The organism is Psychroserpens sp. NJDZ02 (assembly GCF_004843725.1).
Taxonomy (GTDB): domain Bacteria; phylum Bacteroidota; class Bacteroidia; order Flavobacteriales; family Flavobacteriaceae; genus Olleya.
The window spans coordinates 1704016-1723634 of sequence record NZ_CP039451.1; the positions used below are offsets into that span (position 1 = coordinate 1704016).

Consider the following 19619-nt stretch of genomic DNA (forward strand, 5'->3'; position numbering starts at 1 on the left):
AAAAATGTTTATAAGTCTTTATAATAAAGAAATTTTTATATATTTGCAGGCTCAAAATAGATGTGGTAATGAAGCAATTAAAAGAATTTACAATACCATTTGTAGGTTTAAAAGAAGGAAAACATCTTTTTGATTATAGTATAGATCAAACGTTCTTTAATCACTTTGAGTATGAGGATTTTAACTCATGTGATATTAAAGTAAATTTAACTTTTGTAAAAAAATCAACTTTACTAGAGTTAAATTTTGAAATTTCAGGAACTGTAAACGTCAATTGTGATGTTACAAATGAGCCTTTTGACTTGCCAATAGAAACTAGTTTTGATTTGGTAGTTAAATTTGGAGATGAATATAATGACGATTATATTGATATATTGATCATTACTCACGGCGAGTATGAGATTAATATTCAGCAGTATATTTATGAGTCAGTTGTATTAGCATTGCCAAGTAAGCGCATACATCCAGGAGTTGAAGACGGAACATTAGATTCTGATATACTTGATAAATTAGATGAACTTAGCCCAAGGCTAAAAGATAAAAAAGAAGACAAAGAGGAAACCGATCCTCGTTGGAATACATTAAAAAAACTATTAACGGATAAATAATAATATAAAATGGCACATCCTAAAAGAAAAATCTCGAAAACAAGAAGAGATAAAAGAAGAACACATTACAAAGCAACTGCGCCACAAATTGCAACTTGCCCAACAACTGGTGAAGCTCATTTATACCATAGAGCGCATTGGAGTGAAGGAAAACTTTACTACAGAGGTCAGGTTTTAATTGACAATTCAGTAGAAGAAAACGTAGCATAATACTATGCATGCATATAGAAAAACGCTCACTTGTGGGCGTTTTTTTTATGATTTGTTTTTCTTTACGTTAAAAAGCATTTACTTTGCATAAAAATGGTCTGAAAAGACTAATTTTATTATAATTAAGTCATTTAAGGTCGTTTTTGACCTTTTTTTGACGAAAATAACTAAAATATGAGCAAAATCTCTGCTGCAATAACTGCTGTTGGTGGTTACGTACCAGACTATGTTTTGTCTAATAAGGTTCTAGAAACTCTTGTAGATACAAACGATGAATGGATTACATCAAGAACAGGAATTAAAGAGCGTAGGATTCTTAAATTAGAAGGTGAAGGAACATCATACCTTGCCATTAATGCAGCTAAAGATCTGCTTAAAAAACAAAATCTAGATCCTAAAGAAATTGACTTAGTCATTGTTGCAACAGCAACACCTGACATGCTTGTTGCTTCGACAGCTGTGTATACAGCAACAGAGATAGGTGCAACAAATGCGTTTGCATACGATCTGCAGGCAGCATGTTCAAGTTTTCTTTATGGACTCTCTACGGCAACAAGCTATATAGAATCAGGTCGTTACAAAAAAGTGTTATTAATAGGAGCGGATAAAATGTCCTCTATTATTGATTATACGGACCGTTCTACATGTATCATTTTTGGTGATGGGGCTGGTGCAGTATTGTTGGAACCTAATACGGAGGGATTAGGTCTGCAAGATGAGTATCTAAGAAGTGATGGTTCTGGAAGAGAATTTTTAAAAATTGAAGCTGGTGGATCAATTACACCGCCTTCGCAAGAAACCATAGACAACAAACAACACTTTGTACATCAAGATGGACGTACGGTGTTTAAATTTGCGGTTTCCAATATGGCGGACGTTTGCGAAAAAATAATGCAACGTAATAACTTAACTAATGATGATGTATCATGGTTAGTGCCACACCAAGCTAATATGCGTATTATAGACGCTACAGCTAAACGAATGAATTTAGAAGACGATAAAGTCTTAAAAAATATTCATAGATATGGTAATACAACTTCTGCAACATTACCATTGCTACTTTATGATTTTGAATCTAAACTTAAAAAAGGCGACAATTTGATATTTGCTGCTTTTGGAGGTGGATTTACGTGGGGATCTATTTATTTAAAATGGGCCTACAACTCTTAAACTAACTAAAACTAAATTAATAACTTATAATTATGGATTTAAAAGACATTCAAAACTTAATTAAATTTGTAGCCAAATCTGGTGCAAGTGAAGTTAAATTAGAAACTGACGACGTTAAAATCACAATCAGAACGGGTTCTGATACAGAAACGACGTACGTACAGCATATGCCAATGCAAGGTCAAATGCCAATGCAACAAGCAATGCAACCTGCACCTGTAGCTCCTGTAGCAACAGAGGTAGCAACTCCCGTAGAGGACGAAAACTCAAAGTATATTACTGTTAAGTCTCCAATTATTGGTACTTTTTATAGAAAGCCATCTCCTGACAAACCATTGTTTGTAGAGGTAGGACAGACTATAGCAGAAGGAGATGTACTTTGTATTATCGAAGCTATGAAATTATTTAACGAAATAGAATCTGAAGTATCAGGTAAAATCGTTAAAATATTAGTGGACGATTCTTCTCCAGTAGAGTTTGATCAACCATTATTTTTAGTAGACCCATCTTAATTTTAGATTATTAGAGATTAAAGTATTTGTAACAAATGCTCTAAAATCGAATAATCCCATCGTCTAATTATCTAATTTAAAAAAGATGTTTAAAAAAGTATTAATTGCCAATAGAGGAGAGATCGCATTACGTGTGATCAGAACCTGTAAAGAAATGGGCATAAAGACAGTTGCAGTATACTCTACTGCGGATGCTGAAAGTTTACACGTCAAATTTGCTGATGAAGCAGTTTGTATTGGACCAGCAGCTAGTAGTGAGTCCTATTTAAAAATGTCTAATATTATTGCAGCAGCAGAAATTACAAATGCTGACGCGATACACCCAGGTTATGGATTTTTATCTGAAAATGCTAAGTTTTCCAAAATCTGTGAAGAACACCAAATTAAATTTATTGGTGCTTCAGAAGATATGATTAACAGAATGGGAGATAAGGCTAACGCTAAGGCAACAATGATTGCTGCAGGTGTACCTGTTGTTCCAGGAAGTGAAGGTATAATTGAAACCTTTGAAGATTGTATCATTGTTGCTAAAGAAACCGGTTATCCAGTAATGCTTAAAGCATCTGCCGGTGGTGGTGGTAAAGGAATGCGTGCGGTTTGGAAGGAAGAAGATTTGCAAAACGCTTGGGAGTCTGCTCGTGCAGAATCTAAAGCTGCTTTTGGAAATGATGACATGTACATGGAAAAACTTATTGAAGAGCCACGTCACATCGAAATCCAAATTGTTGGAGATAGTACAGGAAAAGCCTGCCATTTATCAGAAAGAGATTGTTCTATACAACGTCGTCATCAAAAGTTAACAGAAGAAGTGCCTTCTCCTTTTATGACAACAGCATTACGTAAAAAAATGGGTGAAGCAGCTGTAAAAGCAGCAGAATACATTAAATACGAAGGTGCAGGAACAGTTGAGTTTTTAGTAGATAAGCATAGAAATTTCTACTTTATGGAAATGAATACACGTATCCAAGTAGAGCACCCAATTACTGAACAAGTGATTGATTTTGACTTAATCCGTGAGCAAATATTAGTTGCTGCAGGTGTGCCAATTTCTGGTAAAAATTATTTACCACAATTGCACTCGATAGAATGTCGTATAAACGCAGAAGATCCGTTTAATGATTTTCGCCCGTCACCAGGAAGAATAACAACGTTACATGCTCCAGGTGGTCATGGTGTAAGATTAGATACACATGTTTATGCAGGCTATAGTATTCCTCCAAATTACGATTCAATGATTGCTAAGTTAATTACAACTGCGCAAACACGTGAAGAGGCTATTAGTAAAATGAAGCGTGCTTTAGATGAGTTTGTTATCGAAGGTATCAAAACAACAATTCCGTTTCATCGACAATTGATGGATCATCCAGATTATATAGCTGGTAACTATACCACTAAATTTATGGAAGATTTTATTATAGAAAAACAAATAGAAGAATAAAACATAATTTAAAACTCCGAAATCTCTTTCGGAGTTTTTTTATATATAAAAGAAAACCTCTGTATATTTGATGTTCAAAAAAAAGCTATTATGAAAATACGTAACCTGTTTAAATACTGTCTTTTATTTATAATTTGTATAACAATAACCTCGTGTTTTGAAATTATTGAAGAGATTGATCTTAAAAGCGATGGTACAGGTACAATGACGTACACGTTTAATCTAAGTCAAAGTAAATCTAAACTAGCCTCTATAATGTTGCTAGATTCTATAAATGGGTATAAAGTGCCTTCTCGAGCAGATATTCAAAAAGGATTAGAAGATGTTGTTTCAGAATTAAAAAAGGCTGAAGGTATTACTAATATCAGGAAAACAGCCGATTATGATAATTTTGTGTTTTCAGTAAAATGCGATTTTAATAAAATGGAGAATATCAATAAAATTACAAATCAGGTTTCTAATAATCAAAAAAATAAAACTGTAATTTCATCTTATTTCTTTGATGATACTAAAGGTGCGTTTAAAAGAAAATATGTTTATTCTGCAGATGTTAAAAAAGAATATAGTAAACTAAAAACAGAGAATAAAAAGGTGTTTGATGATGCCTCTTACACCGTAATTTATAGATTCGATAAAGAAGTAAATTCTCAAAACAACCCACAGGCTAAAGTTTCTAAATCAAAAAAAGCAGTGATGCAACGTGTTAGTGCATTAGATGTTATTAATGGAAAAGGAAATTTTAGTACTCAAATTCAATTAAAAAAATAACCCTTAATTAATAATTAATCAATCCATGAAAAAATTAGTATGTTCAATGATGTTATGCGTATCTGTATTTGCAGTTGCACAAAACACATCGTCAAAAATCCCAAGTGATGCCTCTATAGTTGCAACTATTAAAGGTAGTAATTTATTACAATTAATGTCTATAGAAGAGATGAATAGTTCTTTTATAGGTAATGAAATTTTAAAAGAATTGTCTAGATCAGGGAGAGAGAATAACTCGATCGAAGATTTTGGTTTCGATTTGAATAATTCGGCTCATTATTTTTTACAGACTAATGATAGTATTACTTATAATGCTTTTATTATGCCTCTAAAGGATGTTAATAAGTTTGAAAGTTTCATTAACGATGAAGGTAGAAATGAATTTATTAATGAAAATGGATTAAGAACTTTTAAGGATAAAAATGAAGGTGTTGTTTGGAGTGATTCTGTTTTTATAGTAGTAGAAGGAACGGTCAATGATATGTATTTTCAAGACGAAACGGTGATGCAACGTCATGGCCTTCAATCAGAAAATGATGGTTATGAGCAAAGTGAAGTGGGCTATGCTACAGAAGTCGTAGAGTCTGCTGGAGACGCTTACGAAGTAGAAGAAACTGTTGTGGAGTCTACAGAAATTATGGAAGGTGAAGCAGAAGAAACAATTGTAGACGACACAGAAGAGGTTTATGAAGAAGTAGAAATTGAAGAGACTGTTATTGAATCTACTGAGGATTATGAAGAAGATTATAACGAAAACAATAGTACTTATAATTATTATGACGCCTATAGCGATAATTACACAATTAAAAGAGCTTTGTCTAAAAGTTGGTCTTTATTAAAAGCAAAGCAAATAGCAACTCAAACTGCTGATCGTAGTATCTTAAAAAACAAATCTTATTTAAAAAGTCTAGATGACAAAGCGGAAGCGACATTATGGATTAATGATTTTGGTCAATTGTATACTAATTTATTTTCAAGAATGTATTTTAATGAATTAGGAGGGTTTGATTTGGGAGCAATGTATGCAAACAATGGTTTGAATGCTAAATTGTTTCTTGAAAATGATAAAATGATGTTAAGTTCAACATACATTATGTCTGACGATATGGCTAAAAGCTATAAAAAAATGACCTCAAGAAAACTTAATAAAAAGTTTTTAAATTATGTCAATGAGGACAGAATGATAGGGTACATGAGTTCTGCTATGGATACAAAAGGGATGCTTGATGAGTATCCTAAATTAATGAAATCTATATACAAAAACATGCCTTATTATGGTGAAGAAGCTGTTTTAGCATTAGATTTATTCTCACTGTTACTAGATGAGGAAGCGGTCTCTGAAGTGCTTCAAGGCGACATGTTATTTTTATTATCAGGGATTTCTAAACAAGAAGTGTCTTATACGAGTTACGAGTATAATGATGATTATGAGTATGTAGAAATAGAGAAAACAAAAACAGAAACATTACCTGACTTTTTATTAATGGCATCAACAGAGGATCCAAGTCTTCTTAATAAAGTGATTAGCTATACTACAAAAAAAGAAATGGTAACTTTTGATAATGGTTTTTATACGTTTAAAGCACCACGAAGTCCTTTTTCTATTCACTTTATGATTAAAGATAATATTGTGTTTTTGGGAACGTCTAAAGTTGAAATGAGAAAAATTGCAACAGGAACATTTGATGCTAAAGTATCTTCTGATCATAAAAAAAGGATGTTAAGTAATAATTACTCCTTATTTGTAAGTGCGGAGCAATTAGCAGCACAGTTGCCTATTGAAGAAATGGGACTTGATAGAAGTGGAAAACTAGAATGGTTTTTAAACACTTCTGAAGATGCTTACGTTACAGCATCTAAAATAAAAGGGAATACAGTAAATACAGAAATGGTAATTGGTGTGCCAGCAACAGAAGACAATGCGTTAAAATACATTTTTAACATTATTGAAAAATTGGCAAAGTAATAATTGATGAGAATTAAGAAAATAATTAAAAGAGCAGCCATTAGTATTAGTGTGCTGCTCTTAATTTTTAAAGGTTTTTTGATGTATCGTGATTATGTATCTTATCATGATGTTATACACAAAAATGCAGATCATATTGTAAAAGTTAGAGTCGACGGTATATTACAGACTATAGCGCTTAATGCGGTTGTAAATCCGTCGTTCTATTTAAAAAAAGAAACTAAAAAAGATTCGGTTACAGAGGAAAAAGACAATGGCAAAGGGGTATCCATACCTGCAAACATTTTTTTATATACAATTAAAGAATATTCTAAGAAGACGCTTTTTACATCCTTGAAAATTTCTGACACTTTAGATTTTAAAAATTATATTGAAAGTAAATTTCATATTACAGCGTTTGAAGTAAAATCAAGATTTACAGTAGGTCTCAACAAGGATGAAAAAATACAGATTGCTTTTAATGATAAGCAATGTGTTGTAGTGTACAATCCTAATAAAGAAGATGTTAATCAAGTATTTGTAGATTTATTGAATGATGGAAAAACATTAGATAGCTCTGATCCTAAATGGTCCGCGATAAAAGGGGCTAATTCCCATATTAATTACTTGACTAAAAATAATACCATCGATTTGGACTTTGAATCAGGTCAAGTTGTGGTAAACGGTAATGTGGTATTACCCGTCTTTTTAGATGTGCCTAAAACGTTTAAAGGCACTCGTTTTTCAAAGGATGCTAGTATAACACTTGATTTAAACGTATTATCCACTCTTAAGTATATTTCTCTAAACCACAATAATTTTACTATAGATACAGATAGTTTAAATGCATATTATAAAGGACATTTAGCATTAGAGGTTGCAAAATCAACGATGCAAATAGACTCTATAATTTCCTATGAATATAATGACGATTTTGAAAAAGTAGAAACGCTTACAGCGGTAGAAAAAGAAGTGCCAGAAATTAATGTTCAAGTAACTTCTGATGGTTCAAAACTATATAAGTATTTAGAAAACAAAGCAATAATTAGTAACGGAAGGCTAAATAAAGAGGTATTTCCGTTATATCAATTAAAAGTAGATTCTACTGAAAATGGTCTATTTGCAAGTACAAATTTAAAGGCTGATGTTACGGCTGAAGATCTTGAAAATGTAAATGTATTGGCTTTAAATATTGATTTTAAAAAATTACAAGAGCAAAACTATGTCCCTATGTTAAATACATACTTAGAAAAGCTTTTAACCTTAGAGGTTAATGGAACGCGTAGTTTGGATGAAACCATTGCAATAGACGGTCTCGTTCAATTAAAGAATAAAGAGATCAATGCGCTGGCTCAGTTTTTTATTAATGCAAAAGAATAAACAAATTTAGTACCTTACTAAAATGACATTAAGTTACTGGGAAATAAAATCATGGCTTACCAATGTAGATTATACTATTGTTGGTAGTGGCATTGTAGGCTTAAATTGCGCGTTACAATTAAAGAAGCGGTTTCCAAAAGCGAGTATTTTAATTTTAGAAAAAGGAACCTTACCGCAAGGGGCAAGTACTAAAAATGCAGGCTTTGCCTGTTTTGGGAGTTTAAGTGAAATTATTGATGACCTTAAAATGCATTCAGAAGAAGATGTTTTAAACTTAGTAAAAAAACGTAGGGCTGGTTTGCAAAAATTAAGGACTACTTTGGGTGATAAAAAGATAGCTTATCAACAATGGGGCGGTTATGAGTTGTTTAATGATAACACAAGTTTATTTGAAGCTTGTTTAGAGCAAAAAGACGCTGTTAATGCATTATTGAAACCTATTTTTAAAGCTGACGTGTTTAGTTTAAAAGAAAATACGTTTGGTTTTAAAAACATTAAAAATCAGTATTGTTTTAATCAATTTGAGGGACAAATAGATACGGGACTTATGATGGAGGGTTTATTGCTAAAAGCGCTCTCAAATGGCATTAAAATACTAAATAACGTTTCTGTTACTAATTTTTCGGAAGATGCTAATGCTGTAAAAGTGGAGACTAGTCAGTTTAGTTTTTCGACTTCTAAATTATTAATTGCAACCAATGGCTTTGCTTCTGCTTTAGATATTCCTGAAGTAAAACCGGCAAGGGCGCAAGTGTTAATTACTAAACCGATAAAAGGATTGCATATTAAAGGGACCTTTCATTTAGATGAAGGGTATTATTATTTCCGAAACATCGATAACCGAATCTTATTTGGTGGTGGTCGAAACCTTGATTTTAGAGCGGAAGAAACCACTGAGTTGAGTCAAACGGCATTAGTACAAAACACATTAGAAACGCTTTTAAAAACGACTATTTTGCCAAATATACCGTTTGAGGTTGAGCACCGCTGGAGCGGAATTATGGGCGTTGGTGCTCAAAAAAAACCGGTTTTAAAACAAATTAGTAATCATGTGTTTTGTGGTGTACGGTTAGGCGGAATGGGGGTTGCTATTGGTAGTTTGATAGGAGAGGAATTAGCAAATCTTATAACATAGAAGCATGTCGAGAGTGGTCCGGTTTTTTGCCAAAATTATGCTGTGGTTTGTAATTGTTACAGTCGCATTGGTAGTCGTATATAAATGGGTTCCTGTGCCTATTACTCCTTTGATGGTTATAAGATATTTTGAAAAAGACAGTCCTAAAATATTAAAACATGATTGGGAGCCAGTTGAAAATATTAGTAAAAATTTACAATTAGCAGTCATTTGTAGTGAAGATCAGAGTTTTTTAAAACATAATGGTTTCGACTTAAAAGCAATTGAAAAAGCGTATGAAGACAACAAAAAAGGTAAGCGCATAAAGGGTGGTAGTACTATAAGTCAACAAACCGCAAAGAATGTATTTTTATGGCCACAACGGAGTTGGTTGCGCAAAGGGTTAGAGGTTTATTTTACCTTTTTAATCGAATCTATTTGGTCTAAAGAACGCATTATTGAGGTTTATTTAAATAGTATAGAAATGGGCAATGGTGTGTATGGCGCAGAATCGGCAGCACAATTTTGGTTTAAAAAACCAGCGTCCAAATTATCTAAATTAGAAGCATCTGCAATTGCCGCAATATTGCCTAATCCTAGAAAGTATAAAGCAAACCCTGTGACTAACTATATAGCGTCTAGAAAAATTTGGATAATGAAACAGATGAATTTTCACGGTACTTTAAATTATAAAACGGAGGATGAATAAAGACGATAATATAAAGCAAGTATTGCATAGTAAGTGTGTTCGGTTTACTAAAAATAGACTAGATACAATTAATAAAACGATAAACGAACTGCAAGAGTCTTTAACCTCTGAAACAAAAAGTAGTGCCGGAGATAAGCATGAAACGGGACGTGCCATGGTACAGCTAGAGCGTGAGAAAGCAGGGAAACAATTGGCTGAGATCCAGAAAGTGAATCAGCTATTAGCTAAAATAAGTATAGAAAAAACGTCTAAAACCATTGGTTTAGGAAGTGTTGTATATACAACAAGGGCTAATTATTATATTGCGATTAGCGTTGGAGAATTGGAGGTTGATAATTCTAAATTTTATGCTATTGCTGCCAATACGCCAATAGCACAATTAATATTAGGTAAAACAATTGGGGATGCCATTGTGTTTAGAGAGCAACAGTTTGTGATTACTGAAGTATTGTAAAATAGCAAAGCAGGGTAATCAAGGTTACTCTGCTTTGTTATTATAAAAAGAGTCTCTTATTTGAAATGCTAATGAATTAACTAAGTTGAAATTGGGTTTTTCCATTAAGCTAGATTTTTCATAGATTAAATCTAGATTCTCTTTGATGGATTCGGCATTTTCAACCAATTCGTCATATTCAAATTCGGCATTTTTAATTGATAACAAATAATCTCTATTAGATCGTCTAACATTAATTTTGTTGTCTAAGCCAATTTCTTGTGCCATATGCAGTAACCTAAACGTATGCATCATGTTTTTAGCATCATAATTCTTACTATGAGAGATGTTGCTTTTGTAGCGTTCTTCATTTCTTTTGTCTACCCAATCCCAATACTCTTTATACTTTTTACAATAGGTCGAATACCCATTGACATTAAAATATAAAACTGCAATAGGGAGTTCTGACTTTGGAACAGGACTCAAACACACCTCGTTTGCATTTGCTCTAGCAATACCTTTATAGTTTAAACTTTTGTTATAAAAAAGATTGTAGCAATCTTTCATGTGAGGAAGCTTTGCTAGGCCAAATGAATTTAAATCTAAAGTGTTTTTGCTAACAAAATTATTAAATAAAACAGACTGCTTACCGTCTCTAACATAACAAAAGTCTTCCACAGATTTTCGTTCTTTTGCTACTGGATTTACAATTTTCTTATTTAAACCTCTTGCTTTTTTTATTTGCGTAAAAGCATAATTAGCAAATGTGTTTTTACAAAGTTTTGATAGAAAATGTTCTTTTTTAATAGTGTCAAATATGGGGTGTTTGTAAAGTATGCATTGGTCAGGCATATTTAATAATTCCATTATATTTGGATTGTTTTTGGAGAGTAATTCTAAAAACTTATTTAACTCGTAATAAGTTATGTCATTAGTCTCGTTATTGATTTGACTAATATAATTTAATGAGTAATAGTGCTCCTTTGGTAGTATAAATACACCTCGTATATCAGTATCAGAAGTGGCAGTGTCTAAGCCGTAAGCTCTACTACCACTAATACTTTCAAATATTATCGATCCTGACTTTTTTAGTTGTTCAATGGTCATTGTATTGTTTTTAAGAAGAATGCATTAAACTCTTCAGGATTAGATTTTTTGTTTGCTAATTCATTTTTTATGCTGTTATTTTCTGCCACAATAGCTCTAACTAATTTAATTAAAGTGTTGTTAACAGGTTCTGTACTCTTTTCAATATGCTTGCTTTTTAAATGAATTAAATCATTCAAAATAGTGTGGTGTTTTTTATCAATTATTGAATACAATTCTGTAAATAATACTGGTGGAATTGTTCCATTTTTGTAAATCCAATTAGCACATAATGCTGTTCTAATGGCATAGAAAAAGCTTTTAAGCGTCATTTTATCAGTGTCTAAAGTCTCTTCGAAACCTTTACTCATGCTGTGGTAGTGATAAAAACCTGCTACTGGATTAAAATTATCTTTCGCTAAGGTTTTAATGTCTTCTAGAAAACCATCATTAGCTTTGTAGATTATAGGTGAATATAACCATCCTAAAAAAGACGCATTAGACTTTGCTAACAGCTTTAATGCTTTTTTAAATTCCCAACCAGAGCCATCTAAGTCGTCTTCTGTCATAAATTGAATGGTATCTTTTTGTTCCCAAAGATTTAGATACCACTCTTTTTTATGTTTATATACAAACCTTATGTCATAATCTGAATCTGGCGATTCAAAACCCCAAGCTCTACTTCCGGACTCCGCTGCAAATAGTATTTCTATATCTTTTTCTTTCTCTATTTCAGAAAGTTTTTCTAATATTTTCGTTTTCATAATGTCGTTAATTTGATCTTATAGATTTAATAATGTCTTCTTTATTATATCCATTTAATTGTTTTTCATAACAGGCTTCTAAAATTGTTTTAAACTTTTCTGAAGGCTGTATACCTAGTGTAATTAAGTCACGTCCTAAGACTAAAGGTTGGATTCTAGTTTCTCCAAATTTATCAAATAGCTCAAAACATTTTTCAGAAGCATCATGTGCATCTAAGATAACATCTTTACCTGTTCTACCTGCAGAGTCTGCTTTGCTTTGCCATCCTAAAATATCTAATCGGCATTTATTATGTAATCGTTTCCAAGCAGGTTCTTTTGCTTTGGAACTAAATAATTGAGCAGGCCTCATGTGTAGACCAACAATAGTTGTTACTTTTTCAATTAATTTTTTATCGTCAGTCATTCGTTTTAAAAACTGTTCAGAAATATTAATTCCTGCTGTATCATGACCATAAGCTTTTAGGTCAGATGTTGTCGTTGATGGTTTTCCAACATCATGTAATAAAGCACCAAACATATACGCAAGTTTCCAATCCTCAGGAATTAAAGGTCTTAATTTTGCTGCATTGTCTAAAACCATATTTGTATGAATCCATACGTCTCCTTCTGGATGCCAAACGGGGTTTTGTGGGCAATTGATAAGGTTCTTTAATTCTGGAAAATGAATTAACCAACCGGAATCTTTTAAAAACGCTAAGCCCACAGAGGGTTTGTTTGCTTTTAATAATAGTTTTTCCCATTCTACAAAAACACGCTCTTTAGGTAACTCGGTAAAAGTGTTTATCATAGATTGACACAAAGCCATTGTCTCTTTTGCGACTTGTTTCCCTTTTCTTGGTAACAATTGCATAATACGTAGGACTCGTAATGGATCTTCTATAAATGTGTCTTTATCGGTAGCTTGAATAATGCCTGCTTTTAAATCTTTTAATCCGTTATAAGGGTCAATTATTTGACCATTATGTAAGTTTTGGTACATGCTATTTATCGTAAGATCTCTTCTTTTGCCTGCTTGCTTGGGTGTCATTTTTTCATCTAATTCAATTTCAAATCCTTTATGTCCAATGCCAATTTTATTTTCTCTTCTAGGAACAGAAATGTCTATTTCTATATTGTGGATTGTTGTTTTGATAACTCCAAAAGATTTCCCAACTAAATTACATGGCAGGTCTAAATCTTTAACTAAAAACACTAATTGCGTATAAGACAAACCGTATACTTCGATATCTATATCTTTTAAAGGTGATCCTTGAATACTATCAATAACAGCGCCTCCAATTAACATGGCTACTCCTTTTTGTGCCTCTATTGTTTGAAGTAATGATTGAAATATTTTATCTTTAAATACTTCTGATTGCATTTTTAATATTCTATTTTCCATTATATAAATGTACTTTTTTGTAATATAAAAAAGCGGACCAACCTAAGTCGGTCCGCTTTTTCCTTTTTAAGGTTTGCTTTTATTTCTAGCTCTTTTCTTATCTCTCTTAATTTTCCACGGTGCATTTTTCTGAAAATCTCCAGCCATAATACAACCGTAAGGCATCACTTCGTCAATGACTTTACCAAGATTAAATTCGTCCATTTGTGTTCTTACGGCTTGTGCATTTTTATAGGCACTTGGCAACTCGGTGATATCAATTTCCTTTGAGAAAAATCTAATATCTAAACCTTTAGTTTCTTCTTTAAAGATTTGCATGGTGGTTCCTGTTTTACTTTTTCTATGCTGCGTTCTACTTACATTTCTACCGGCTCCATGAGGTGCAAATCCTAAATTGGTTGCTGTGGTGTTACCTTCAACAATTAAAACAGGTTCTCCCATGTTTAAAGGGATTAACCTTGGTCCTGTAATATCAGGCATAAACTTGGCATCTAAAGGGGTTGCACCTTTGGCGTGGTAAAACAAATCACCCGATTTAAAAACGAAATTATGCTCGTTCCAATACCTGTTTTCAATAGTAATAGCTAACGTTTCTGCTACAGCATTATGAATCACTTCATGATTTAATTTGGTCCAGTCTCTTATTACTTGTAAAGCTTCCCAATAACGCTGTCCTTCTTCTGTTTCGAAAGGAATCCATGCATTTTGTTTCATTGTTTCTGGCGATAATTCTTTTCTAAAACGTTCGGCAACCTTCATACCTTTTGTATATAATCTTGCGCCTGGACCTCTTGATCCATGGTGCGTAATCATCATGGTGTTTCCTGTTTTTTTAGATTTACCAACAAATAAAAAATGGTTACCATCGCCTTGCGTTCCTAAATGTGATCTTGCTATTTGCAACATATTTCCATCGTTTAAGAAATAGTTAGCTTCAAAAGCTTCTAATAATGCTTTAGGGAATCTAAATTGCGAATCTCTATCTCTTCCACCTGGACCAAAATGTGTATTTGCATGTGCGGCATCTAAAACGTCTTTTGGATCTGCTTTACCAAAATCTGTTAACATGACAGAGCAGCAAATATCTGCGCTATGCATGCCTGGGTGAATCGCGTTTTTTGCAACTGCAACACCACCAACGGGAATGGTTCCGTCTGGACCTGCAGGACAAGCATCTGGCATGATGGCACCATCGACTAATGTTGGTGTTTTCATTAAGGTTTGCATGGAGTTTACCACTTTGGCAACATTGTCTTTTTCTTCTTCGTTTTCTGCTTTAATGTTTATAGAAAAATCTATTGGACTTTTATGTAATGCGATAGGGTCTGGCGATTTAAATTGCTCTAAATACGTCATCATTTCGATGTCTTCTAAGTTGTTTTCGTTAATATGTTTGATGGCGTCTTTCATCCATTTTCCTTGTCTGAAACCTAATTCTAATAAGTGGTTTCCTGTTATTTTTGTGTTCATGTTTTCTAATTTCTTAATGACACTACAAATATGATAGTGTAATACGCGATGTTTTTGCGTAGTTGTTTTTTGTTTTCTAAAACTGTATTTATTTGATTATGAGTCAAGTTCAGAATAATAGCTACTGTTAGTAAATATGTATCGCGTAAGGGATTGATGCGGCATCCTTTTTAAAACCATATAAAACTTAACATTGTTAAGAACTAGAATTTGGCAGATTGCCACGTACTTTGTCCTCGCAATGACGTTTTAAAAAGATATAGCGGAAAGCGCGACCCAAACCTTTTTTTTGGTTTGGGATACGCCATAAGCTTACTTATTCACTGAAAAAATATCTTTTAATTGCTCGATTACGTTACCGTTTCCAGCCACTGTAATTTCTCCAATTTTATCAGCAATTTTCTCTACATACTCCATTTCTTTTAATTTAAACAACATGCTGTTGTCTTCCATTAATTTTGCAGTGTTTAACAAGCTACGTGTAGACGCGGTTTCTTCTCGTCTTGTGACCACATTGGCTTGCGCTTTTTTCTGAGCGATTAAGACTTGGTTCATGATTTCTTTCATGTCTCCTGGTAAAATTACATCTCTTAAACCTGCATGTAAAACGGTTACACCTAACTTTTGTGCTTGTGTTTGGACATCTTCTAATACTGATTTTGCGATGTTGTCTTTTTGGTCTAACAACTCGTCTAAAGTGTAGGCTCCGATAAAAGACCTTAATGCTAATTGCAAGTTGCTGTACAATTGTTTTTCGTAATCTTTGTTATGCAATAAAGCCGTTTCGATATCTGTAACTTTGTACTGCGCGTAAAAATTAATGCGCACTGTGGCTTTGTCTTTGGTTAATAACTCTTGACCTGCAACTTCTAATTGTAATTGACGTAAATCTGCTTTCGCTATTTTAATAGTTTGATTGTTTCTCCAGTAATGGTATGTACCATGATCTAAAATTTTGTCAAACGTGTCATCAATAATTAAAACTGCTTTTTCATGTGCAGCAACCTCAAACGTACGAATGTATGGACGCAAAGCATTGTTGGTGTATAAGGCTTTGTTTATTGTTTCTGGAATAATAATATCGCTTAAATCTACAGTGATAAATTTATAGTGGATTAAGTCTTTCCAAAAGGTGTGTCGTCCTGCTGTTAATACGTTTTTAAAGTTATTATTACTATACACTAATACCATTTGATTGTCTTCTACATTAATGACGTGCAACATAGCTGCTAATGTTTGATCTTTAAGTAAAATCTCCAATGCTGTTGGTGTATTAAAGGCCAGGTCTAAGCTATAAACTATTACATGTTCATTAAACTTTAACCAATGTGATCCTTGGGTGATAATACGTTTGTAATCACCGTTTTTAAATACTAAACCTACTTTTCCTGCATGAATTCTTACTCTTTTCATCTTATTTTGTTTTTAATGTTCTGTTGTTTTTGTTTTTATTGCAGAACTATTAATCATTTATAATAGAATTTCAGTCAAGCTGAAATGACTATCCTTTATTAAAACAAAGCAAAAGCAAACCATCCTTTTAACTACGGAAGCACAATTGATTTGAAGTGATTTAAGCAGCGTTTTATTGAAGATTAGTTAATTGTAATTTGAATAATTTTCAAACCTTTTTTTAACTAATGAGTCTTTAAAAGAATACCTAAGGCATCTAAAAATACATGTGTATTTCAAGGTGTTTTCCGGACTGCTGCAACAACACGTTGTTTTAGCGAGTTCGCCTTTACTTTGTTTTTTGCCTTTTTAAGTGAGACACACTTAGTGGTCGATTTTTATAAGTGACCTTCTTCGTGAAATAATGGAGTGTGAGTCCATTGTCTTTGACCGCTCGACCACAAGATCATTTTGATCTTGGCAGGATTCGAACCTGCGATTGTTTCTATTGCTTAACCGGACTTAGCTACTTCAACTTAATGAAGGCAGGATTCGAACCTGCGTACATAGAGGAGATTATTTATTTGGCTAAATAACCGAAAGCCTTCAAGTCAAGTTGGATATAAAAACCTGATGCGAAACCGCAAGGATTTATACAATAGTGTTATACTGAAACACGTAACAAGACCTGCTTGATGTGGAAGTAGTAGGACTCGAACCTACATGTTCAATTAAGAAACGAGAGTTACAGTCTCGCGAGCCAACCAATTGCTCAATACTTCCAATTTTAATATTTTAAAGAACTTTTAATAAGCTCCACCAGCGTCCTTGTCTGGTGGAGCAACTTCTTTTAAAGTCTGATTCCAAAAGACTTCCTTTTAATTACACTGCAAATATTATAGTCTATTGCGCAATGTTTTTGCGTAGTTTGATTTAATTTGTTTTTTTCTTCTTTTTTCTACACTTTTTTTTCTTCGCTTTAAGTTTGGATGGCTTCTGCTTAGATTTTAGTTTGTTTTTATTTCTTAAAATCTCAGAATCTATATAGCTTATAAAGTCATTGTTAAATCCAAATAGTTTTGCTTTTTTTAGTGTTTTAATTGCTGCTTTGTACTCTTGTTTTATTTCAAAAATCTGAGCTTGTTTCTCCCAAATAGCACCTTTGTCAATGCCTTTTATGGTTAAGGCAAAATCAATTAGTTTTTTGGCTTCCTCTAAGTCTTCGTTATTCAGTAATACTTGTATGTATCTTGGGTATGCTTTCTGAAAATCCATTTTATTAGCTAACGCTTCCGCATAATAGTGCTTGGCTTTTTCGTAGTCTCCAAATTGCTCTGCTTGCAAACGCGCCATTAAGTATAAGGCATAAGCGTTATTGCTTTCGTAAGACAAGGCATAATTTAAATTTTCTACGGTTTCTTCTAACTCATATGGATAAGCGTCTATAGCTTTAAGCACGTAGTTGTTTAACAAGTTTGTGTCCATTGTTTTAGTTGTTTAATTGTTCTCGCAATTCACTTTTTAGTGTATTACGTTGTTTTTTATACGTTTTTATAATTGTGTTTTTTTTAAAATCGGATCCTTTAAAAACTTGTATTGGATTACCGCGTACTATGTTTAAGTGGTTCTCCCATTGATTTTTAATGTTCGATTTTAGCATTTGCAATTGTATTTCTGCAACTTTTTCTTGTAAACGTATTTTTGCTATTTTTTTGTTTTGATGTTGCGAGCGACTGTCCATAACTAATACTTGTGTTTTAGTTGGTTCGTGAATAGCTCTAATAGCCGAGCTCACTTTGTTTACATGTTGTCCTCCTGGTCCAGAACTTCTTGTGGCTTGATATGAAATATCGTTTTCATTAATTTCAAAGTGTTGCTTCTGTTCTATTTCATTTAAAGCGACAAACCAATTTTTACGTTTGTGTTGTGGTCTAAACTTTGAAACACCTACCCACTGTATTGTGCCAATCCATTGATTTAAAAATTGATCTAGAGTTTTTGCTTTTAATTGAACAGTGACAGATTGTAATGTCATGTTTTCAATGCCTTTTTCTCTTTGTAATATTTTAGAATCAATACCATTCTGCTTTACAGCTTCTAAAAAATGTTTTAGAACTTGAGCCACAACCCAACAGCATTCTGCTGGTCCCCGACCTGAGGTTATTTGTATTATTTTAGTTTTCATTTTTTTAAATTTTTAAATGGATTTCTCCACTCTTAGGATTTAGTACCATTTGTTGTACTGTAATGTCCATTTTTACTTTGCTGTCCGATAGGATGTTAAAATAGTCTTGCGTAGCCTTTGGAGTCTCTTTGTCTAATAACTGTTTGACTCTAATATGTCTCCCAAATGCTGTTAATTGCAAGGTGTCTTGTGTTAGTTTGTTATCTGTTAATGATAAATACTCGTTAGTCACAATTAAACTATTATCTAGAGGTTTACGAATCGAAAATGTTGTTGGTGTTCTTTCTATTACCACATTTTCATTGTCATTTGCTCCTACTACCATTAATAGACAGTCTGATGCGATTGTTGTTTCGGATAGTATTTTAACGGCTTGGCTAAATGTTTTTGCTTTTTCTAGAACATCTCTAATTAAAAATGTGATTGGAATTGCAAATTGTGGCGATTCATTACTTAAAACGGCATTTAGCGTAATAGAGAATGCGCCTTTTTTTACGCCTGAAAGCGCGCCTACAAAACCTGGCCAACCAACAAGAGAATACACTGTTTTTCCGTTTTCTTCAAAATCAAAAATCTTAGTATACTTGCCTAAAATGTTATTTTCTGTCCACCAATCTAAATTTCTAGCGTGTAGTCTTTCTTTAGCGTTTGTAACACAAAATGCTGTACAACCGAATACAAACTTCAAAGCATCATAATAGAGGTTTGTTATTAATATTTGATTTTCTGTAAAGTCACAAAATTCCTCAATAGATTTAATTTCATCTCTATAAGATGAGGTTATAAAGTTTGTTTTATATGTTTCTATATAGGTTTCAAAAATACCTGTGTCGCTTAAATCTTCTAAATAGTATTTATAAAGACTGTTGATTTGTTCTTTAAATTTTTTTAGGTTTTTCCATCTTTCTGAAGGGGCTAGATCTAAATTTATTTTTATTCGTTCCATTATATCAATTTTTTTGAGAGTAATGCTCTAACTTAAAACGGACGCGCTAAGTCATACCAAAGCGCATGCTTGTCTGTTTCTTTTTAGAGGAACACCCTAATATTT

General features: G+C 32.9%; 19 protein-coding genes and 1 tRNA gene. 11 read left to right on the top strand and 9 right to left on the bottom strand.

Going from position 1 to position 19619, the window contains the following annotated elements:
* Positions 1 to 68 precede the first annotated feature (68 nt).
* From E9099_RS07415 to E9099_RS07465, 11 genes are all read left to right on the top strand, one after another.
* On the top strand, positions 69 to 608 hold the full coding sequence (locus E9099_RS07415) for a YceD family protein (protein ID WP_136583034.1): 540 nt from the start codon (positions 69 to 71) through the stop codon (positions 606 to 608).
* Positions 609 to 617: 9 nt separating this feature from the next.
* The gene (gene rpmF, locus E9099_RS07420; protein WP_027879374.1) at positions 618 to 818 is read left to right on the top strand and encodes a 50S ribosomal protein L32; all 201 of its coding nucleotides are present in this window, start codon (positions 618 to 620) and stop codon (positions 816 to 818) included.
* A gap of 174 nt (positions 819 to 992) precedes the next feature.
* On the top strand, positions 993 to 1988 hold the full coding sequence (locus tag E9099_RS07425) for a beta-ketoacyl-ACP synthase III (protein WP_136583035.1): 996 nt from the start codon (positions 993 to 995) through the stop codon (positions 1986 to 1988).
* Between the two features lie 32 nt (positions 1989 to 2020).
* Positions 2021 to 2500 (top strand): acetyl-CoA carboxylase biotin carboxyl carrier protein, encoded by a 480-nt coding sequence (gene accB, locus E9099_RS07430; protein ID WP_136583036.1) that lies wholly within the window; start codon positions 2021 to 2023, stop codon positions 2498 to 2500.
* An 85-nt stretch (positions 2501 to 2585) separates the two neighbouring features.
* Positions 2586 to 3938, top strand: coding sequence for an acetyl-CoA carboxylase biotin carboxylase subunit (gene accC, locus E9099_RS07435; protein ID WP_136583037.1), 1353 nt, complete (start codon positions 2586 to 2588; stop codon positions 3936 to 3938).
* A 90-nt stretch (positions 3939 to 4028) separates the two neighbouring features.
* Positions 4029 to 4706, top strand: coding sequence for a hypothetical protein (locus tag E9099_RS07440; RefSeq protein ID WP_136583038.1), 678 nt, complete (start codon positions 4029 to 4031; stop codon positions 4704 to 4706).
* Positions 4707 to 4731: 25 nt separating this feature from the next.
* Positions 4732 to 6672, top strand: coding sequence for a hypothetical protein (locus E9099_RS07445; protein ID WP_136583039.1), 1941 nt, complete (start codon positions 4732 to 4734; stop codon positions 6670 to 6672).
* A gap of 6 nt (positions 6673 to 6678) precedes the next feature.
* On the top strand, positions 6679 to 8031 hold the full coding sequence (locus tag E9099_RS07450) for a hypothetical protein (RefSeq protein ID WP_136583040.1): 1353 nt from the start codon (positions 6679 to 6681) through the stop codon (positions 8029 to 8031).
* 22 nt (positions 8032 to 8053) lie between these two features.
* Positions 8054 to 9166, top strand: coding sequence for an NAD(P)/FAD-dependent oxidoreductase (locus E9099_RS07455; RefSeq protein ID WP_136583041.1), 1113 nt, complete (start codon positions 8054 to 8056; stop codon positions 9164 to 9166).
* A 4-nt stretch (positions 9167 to 9170) separates the two neighbouring features.
* On the top strand, positions 9171 to 9854 hold the full coding sequence (mtgA, locus tag E9099_RS07460; protein WP_136583042.1) for a monofunctional biosynthetic peptidoglycan transglycosylase: 684 nt from the start codon (positions 9171 to 9173) through the stop codon (positions 9852 to 9854).
* Positions 9847 to 10308 (top strand): 3-oxoacyl-ACP synthase, encoded by a 462-nt coding sequence (locus tag E9099_RS07465; protein WP_136583043.1) that lies wholly within the window; start codon positions 9847 to 9849, stop codon positions 10306 to 10308. Before mtgA ends, E9099_RS07465 begins: the two co-directional genes overlap by 8 nt.
* A gap of 24 nt (positions 10309 to 10332) precedes the next feature.
* On the opposite strand, the gene E9099_RS07470 is transcribed toward E9099_RS07465, so the two are convergent.
* The 9 genes from E9099_RS07470 to E9099_RS07510 all read right to left on the bottom strand — a co-directional run bounded on the left by E9099_RS07470 (position 10333) and on the right by E9099_RS07510 (position 19514).
* Positions 10333 to 11394, bottom strand: coding sequence for a DNA polymerase beta superfamily protein (locus E9099_RS07470; protein WP_136583044.1), 1062 nt, complete (start codon positions 11392 to 11394; stop codon positions 10333 to 10335).
* Positions 11391 to 12137, bottom strand: coding sequence for a DNA polymerase beta superfamily protein (locus E9099_RS07475; protein WP_136583045.1), 747 nt, complete (start codon positions 12135 to 12137; stop codon positions 11391 to 11393). Before E9099_RS07475 ends, E9099_RS07470 begins: the two co-directional genes overlap by 4 nt.
* Positions 12138 to 12144: 7 nt before the next feature.
* Positions 12145 to 13521, bottom strand: a complete 1377-nt coding sequence (locus tag E9099_RS07480; protein WP_136583046.1) for a CCA tRNA nucleotidyltransferase — start codon at positions 13519 to 13521, stop codon at positions 12145 to 12147.
* A 66-nt stretch (positions 13522 to 13587) separates the two neighbouring features.
* Positions 13588 to 14991, bottom strand: a complete 1404-nt coding sequence (locus tag E9099_RS07485) for an RtcB family protein (RefSeq protein ID WP_136583047.1) — start codon at positions 14989 to 14991, stop codon at positions 13588 to 13590.
* 312 nt (positions 14992 to 15303) lie between these two features.
* Positions 15304 to 16404: a slipin family protein gene (locus E9099_RS07490; RefSeq protein ID WP_136583048.1), complete on the bottom strand. Its 1101-nt coding sequence runs from the start codon at positions 16402 to 16404 to the stop codon at positions 15304 to 15306.
* A 677-nt stretch (positions 16405 to 17081) separates the two neighbouring features.
* Positions 17082 to 17166: transfer RNA gene (locus tag E9099_RS07495), tRNA-Tyr, on the bottom strand.
* 150 nt (positions 17167 to 17316) lie between these two features.
* On the bottom strand, positions 17317 to 17868 hold the full coding sequence (locus tag E9099_RS07500; RefSeq protein WP_136583049.1) for a hypothetical protein: 552 nt from the start codon (positions 17866 to 17868) through the stop codon (positions 17317 to 17319).
* Between the two features lie 4 nt (positions 17869 to 17872).
* Positions 17873 to 18568 (bottom strand): peptide chain release factor H, encoded by a 696-nt coding sequence (gene prfH, locus E9099_RS07505; RefSeq protein WP_136583050.1) that lies wholly within the window; start codon positions 18566 to 18568, stop codon positions 17873 to 17875.
* Positions 18569 to 18572: 4 nt separating this feature from the next.
* The gene (locus tag E9099_RS07510; RefSeq protein WP_136583051.1) at positions 18573 to 19514 is read right to left on the bottom strand and encodes a C45 family autoproteolytic acyltransferase/hydolase; all 942 of its coding nucleotides are present in this window, start codon (positions 19512 to 19514) and stop codon (positions 18573 to 18575) included.
* Positions 19515 to 19619 lie beyond the last annotated feature (105 nt).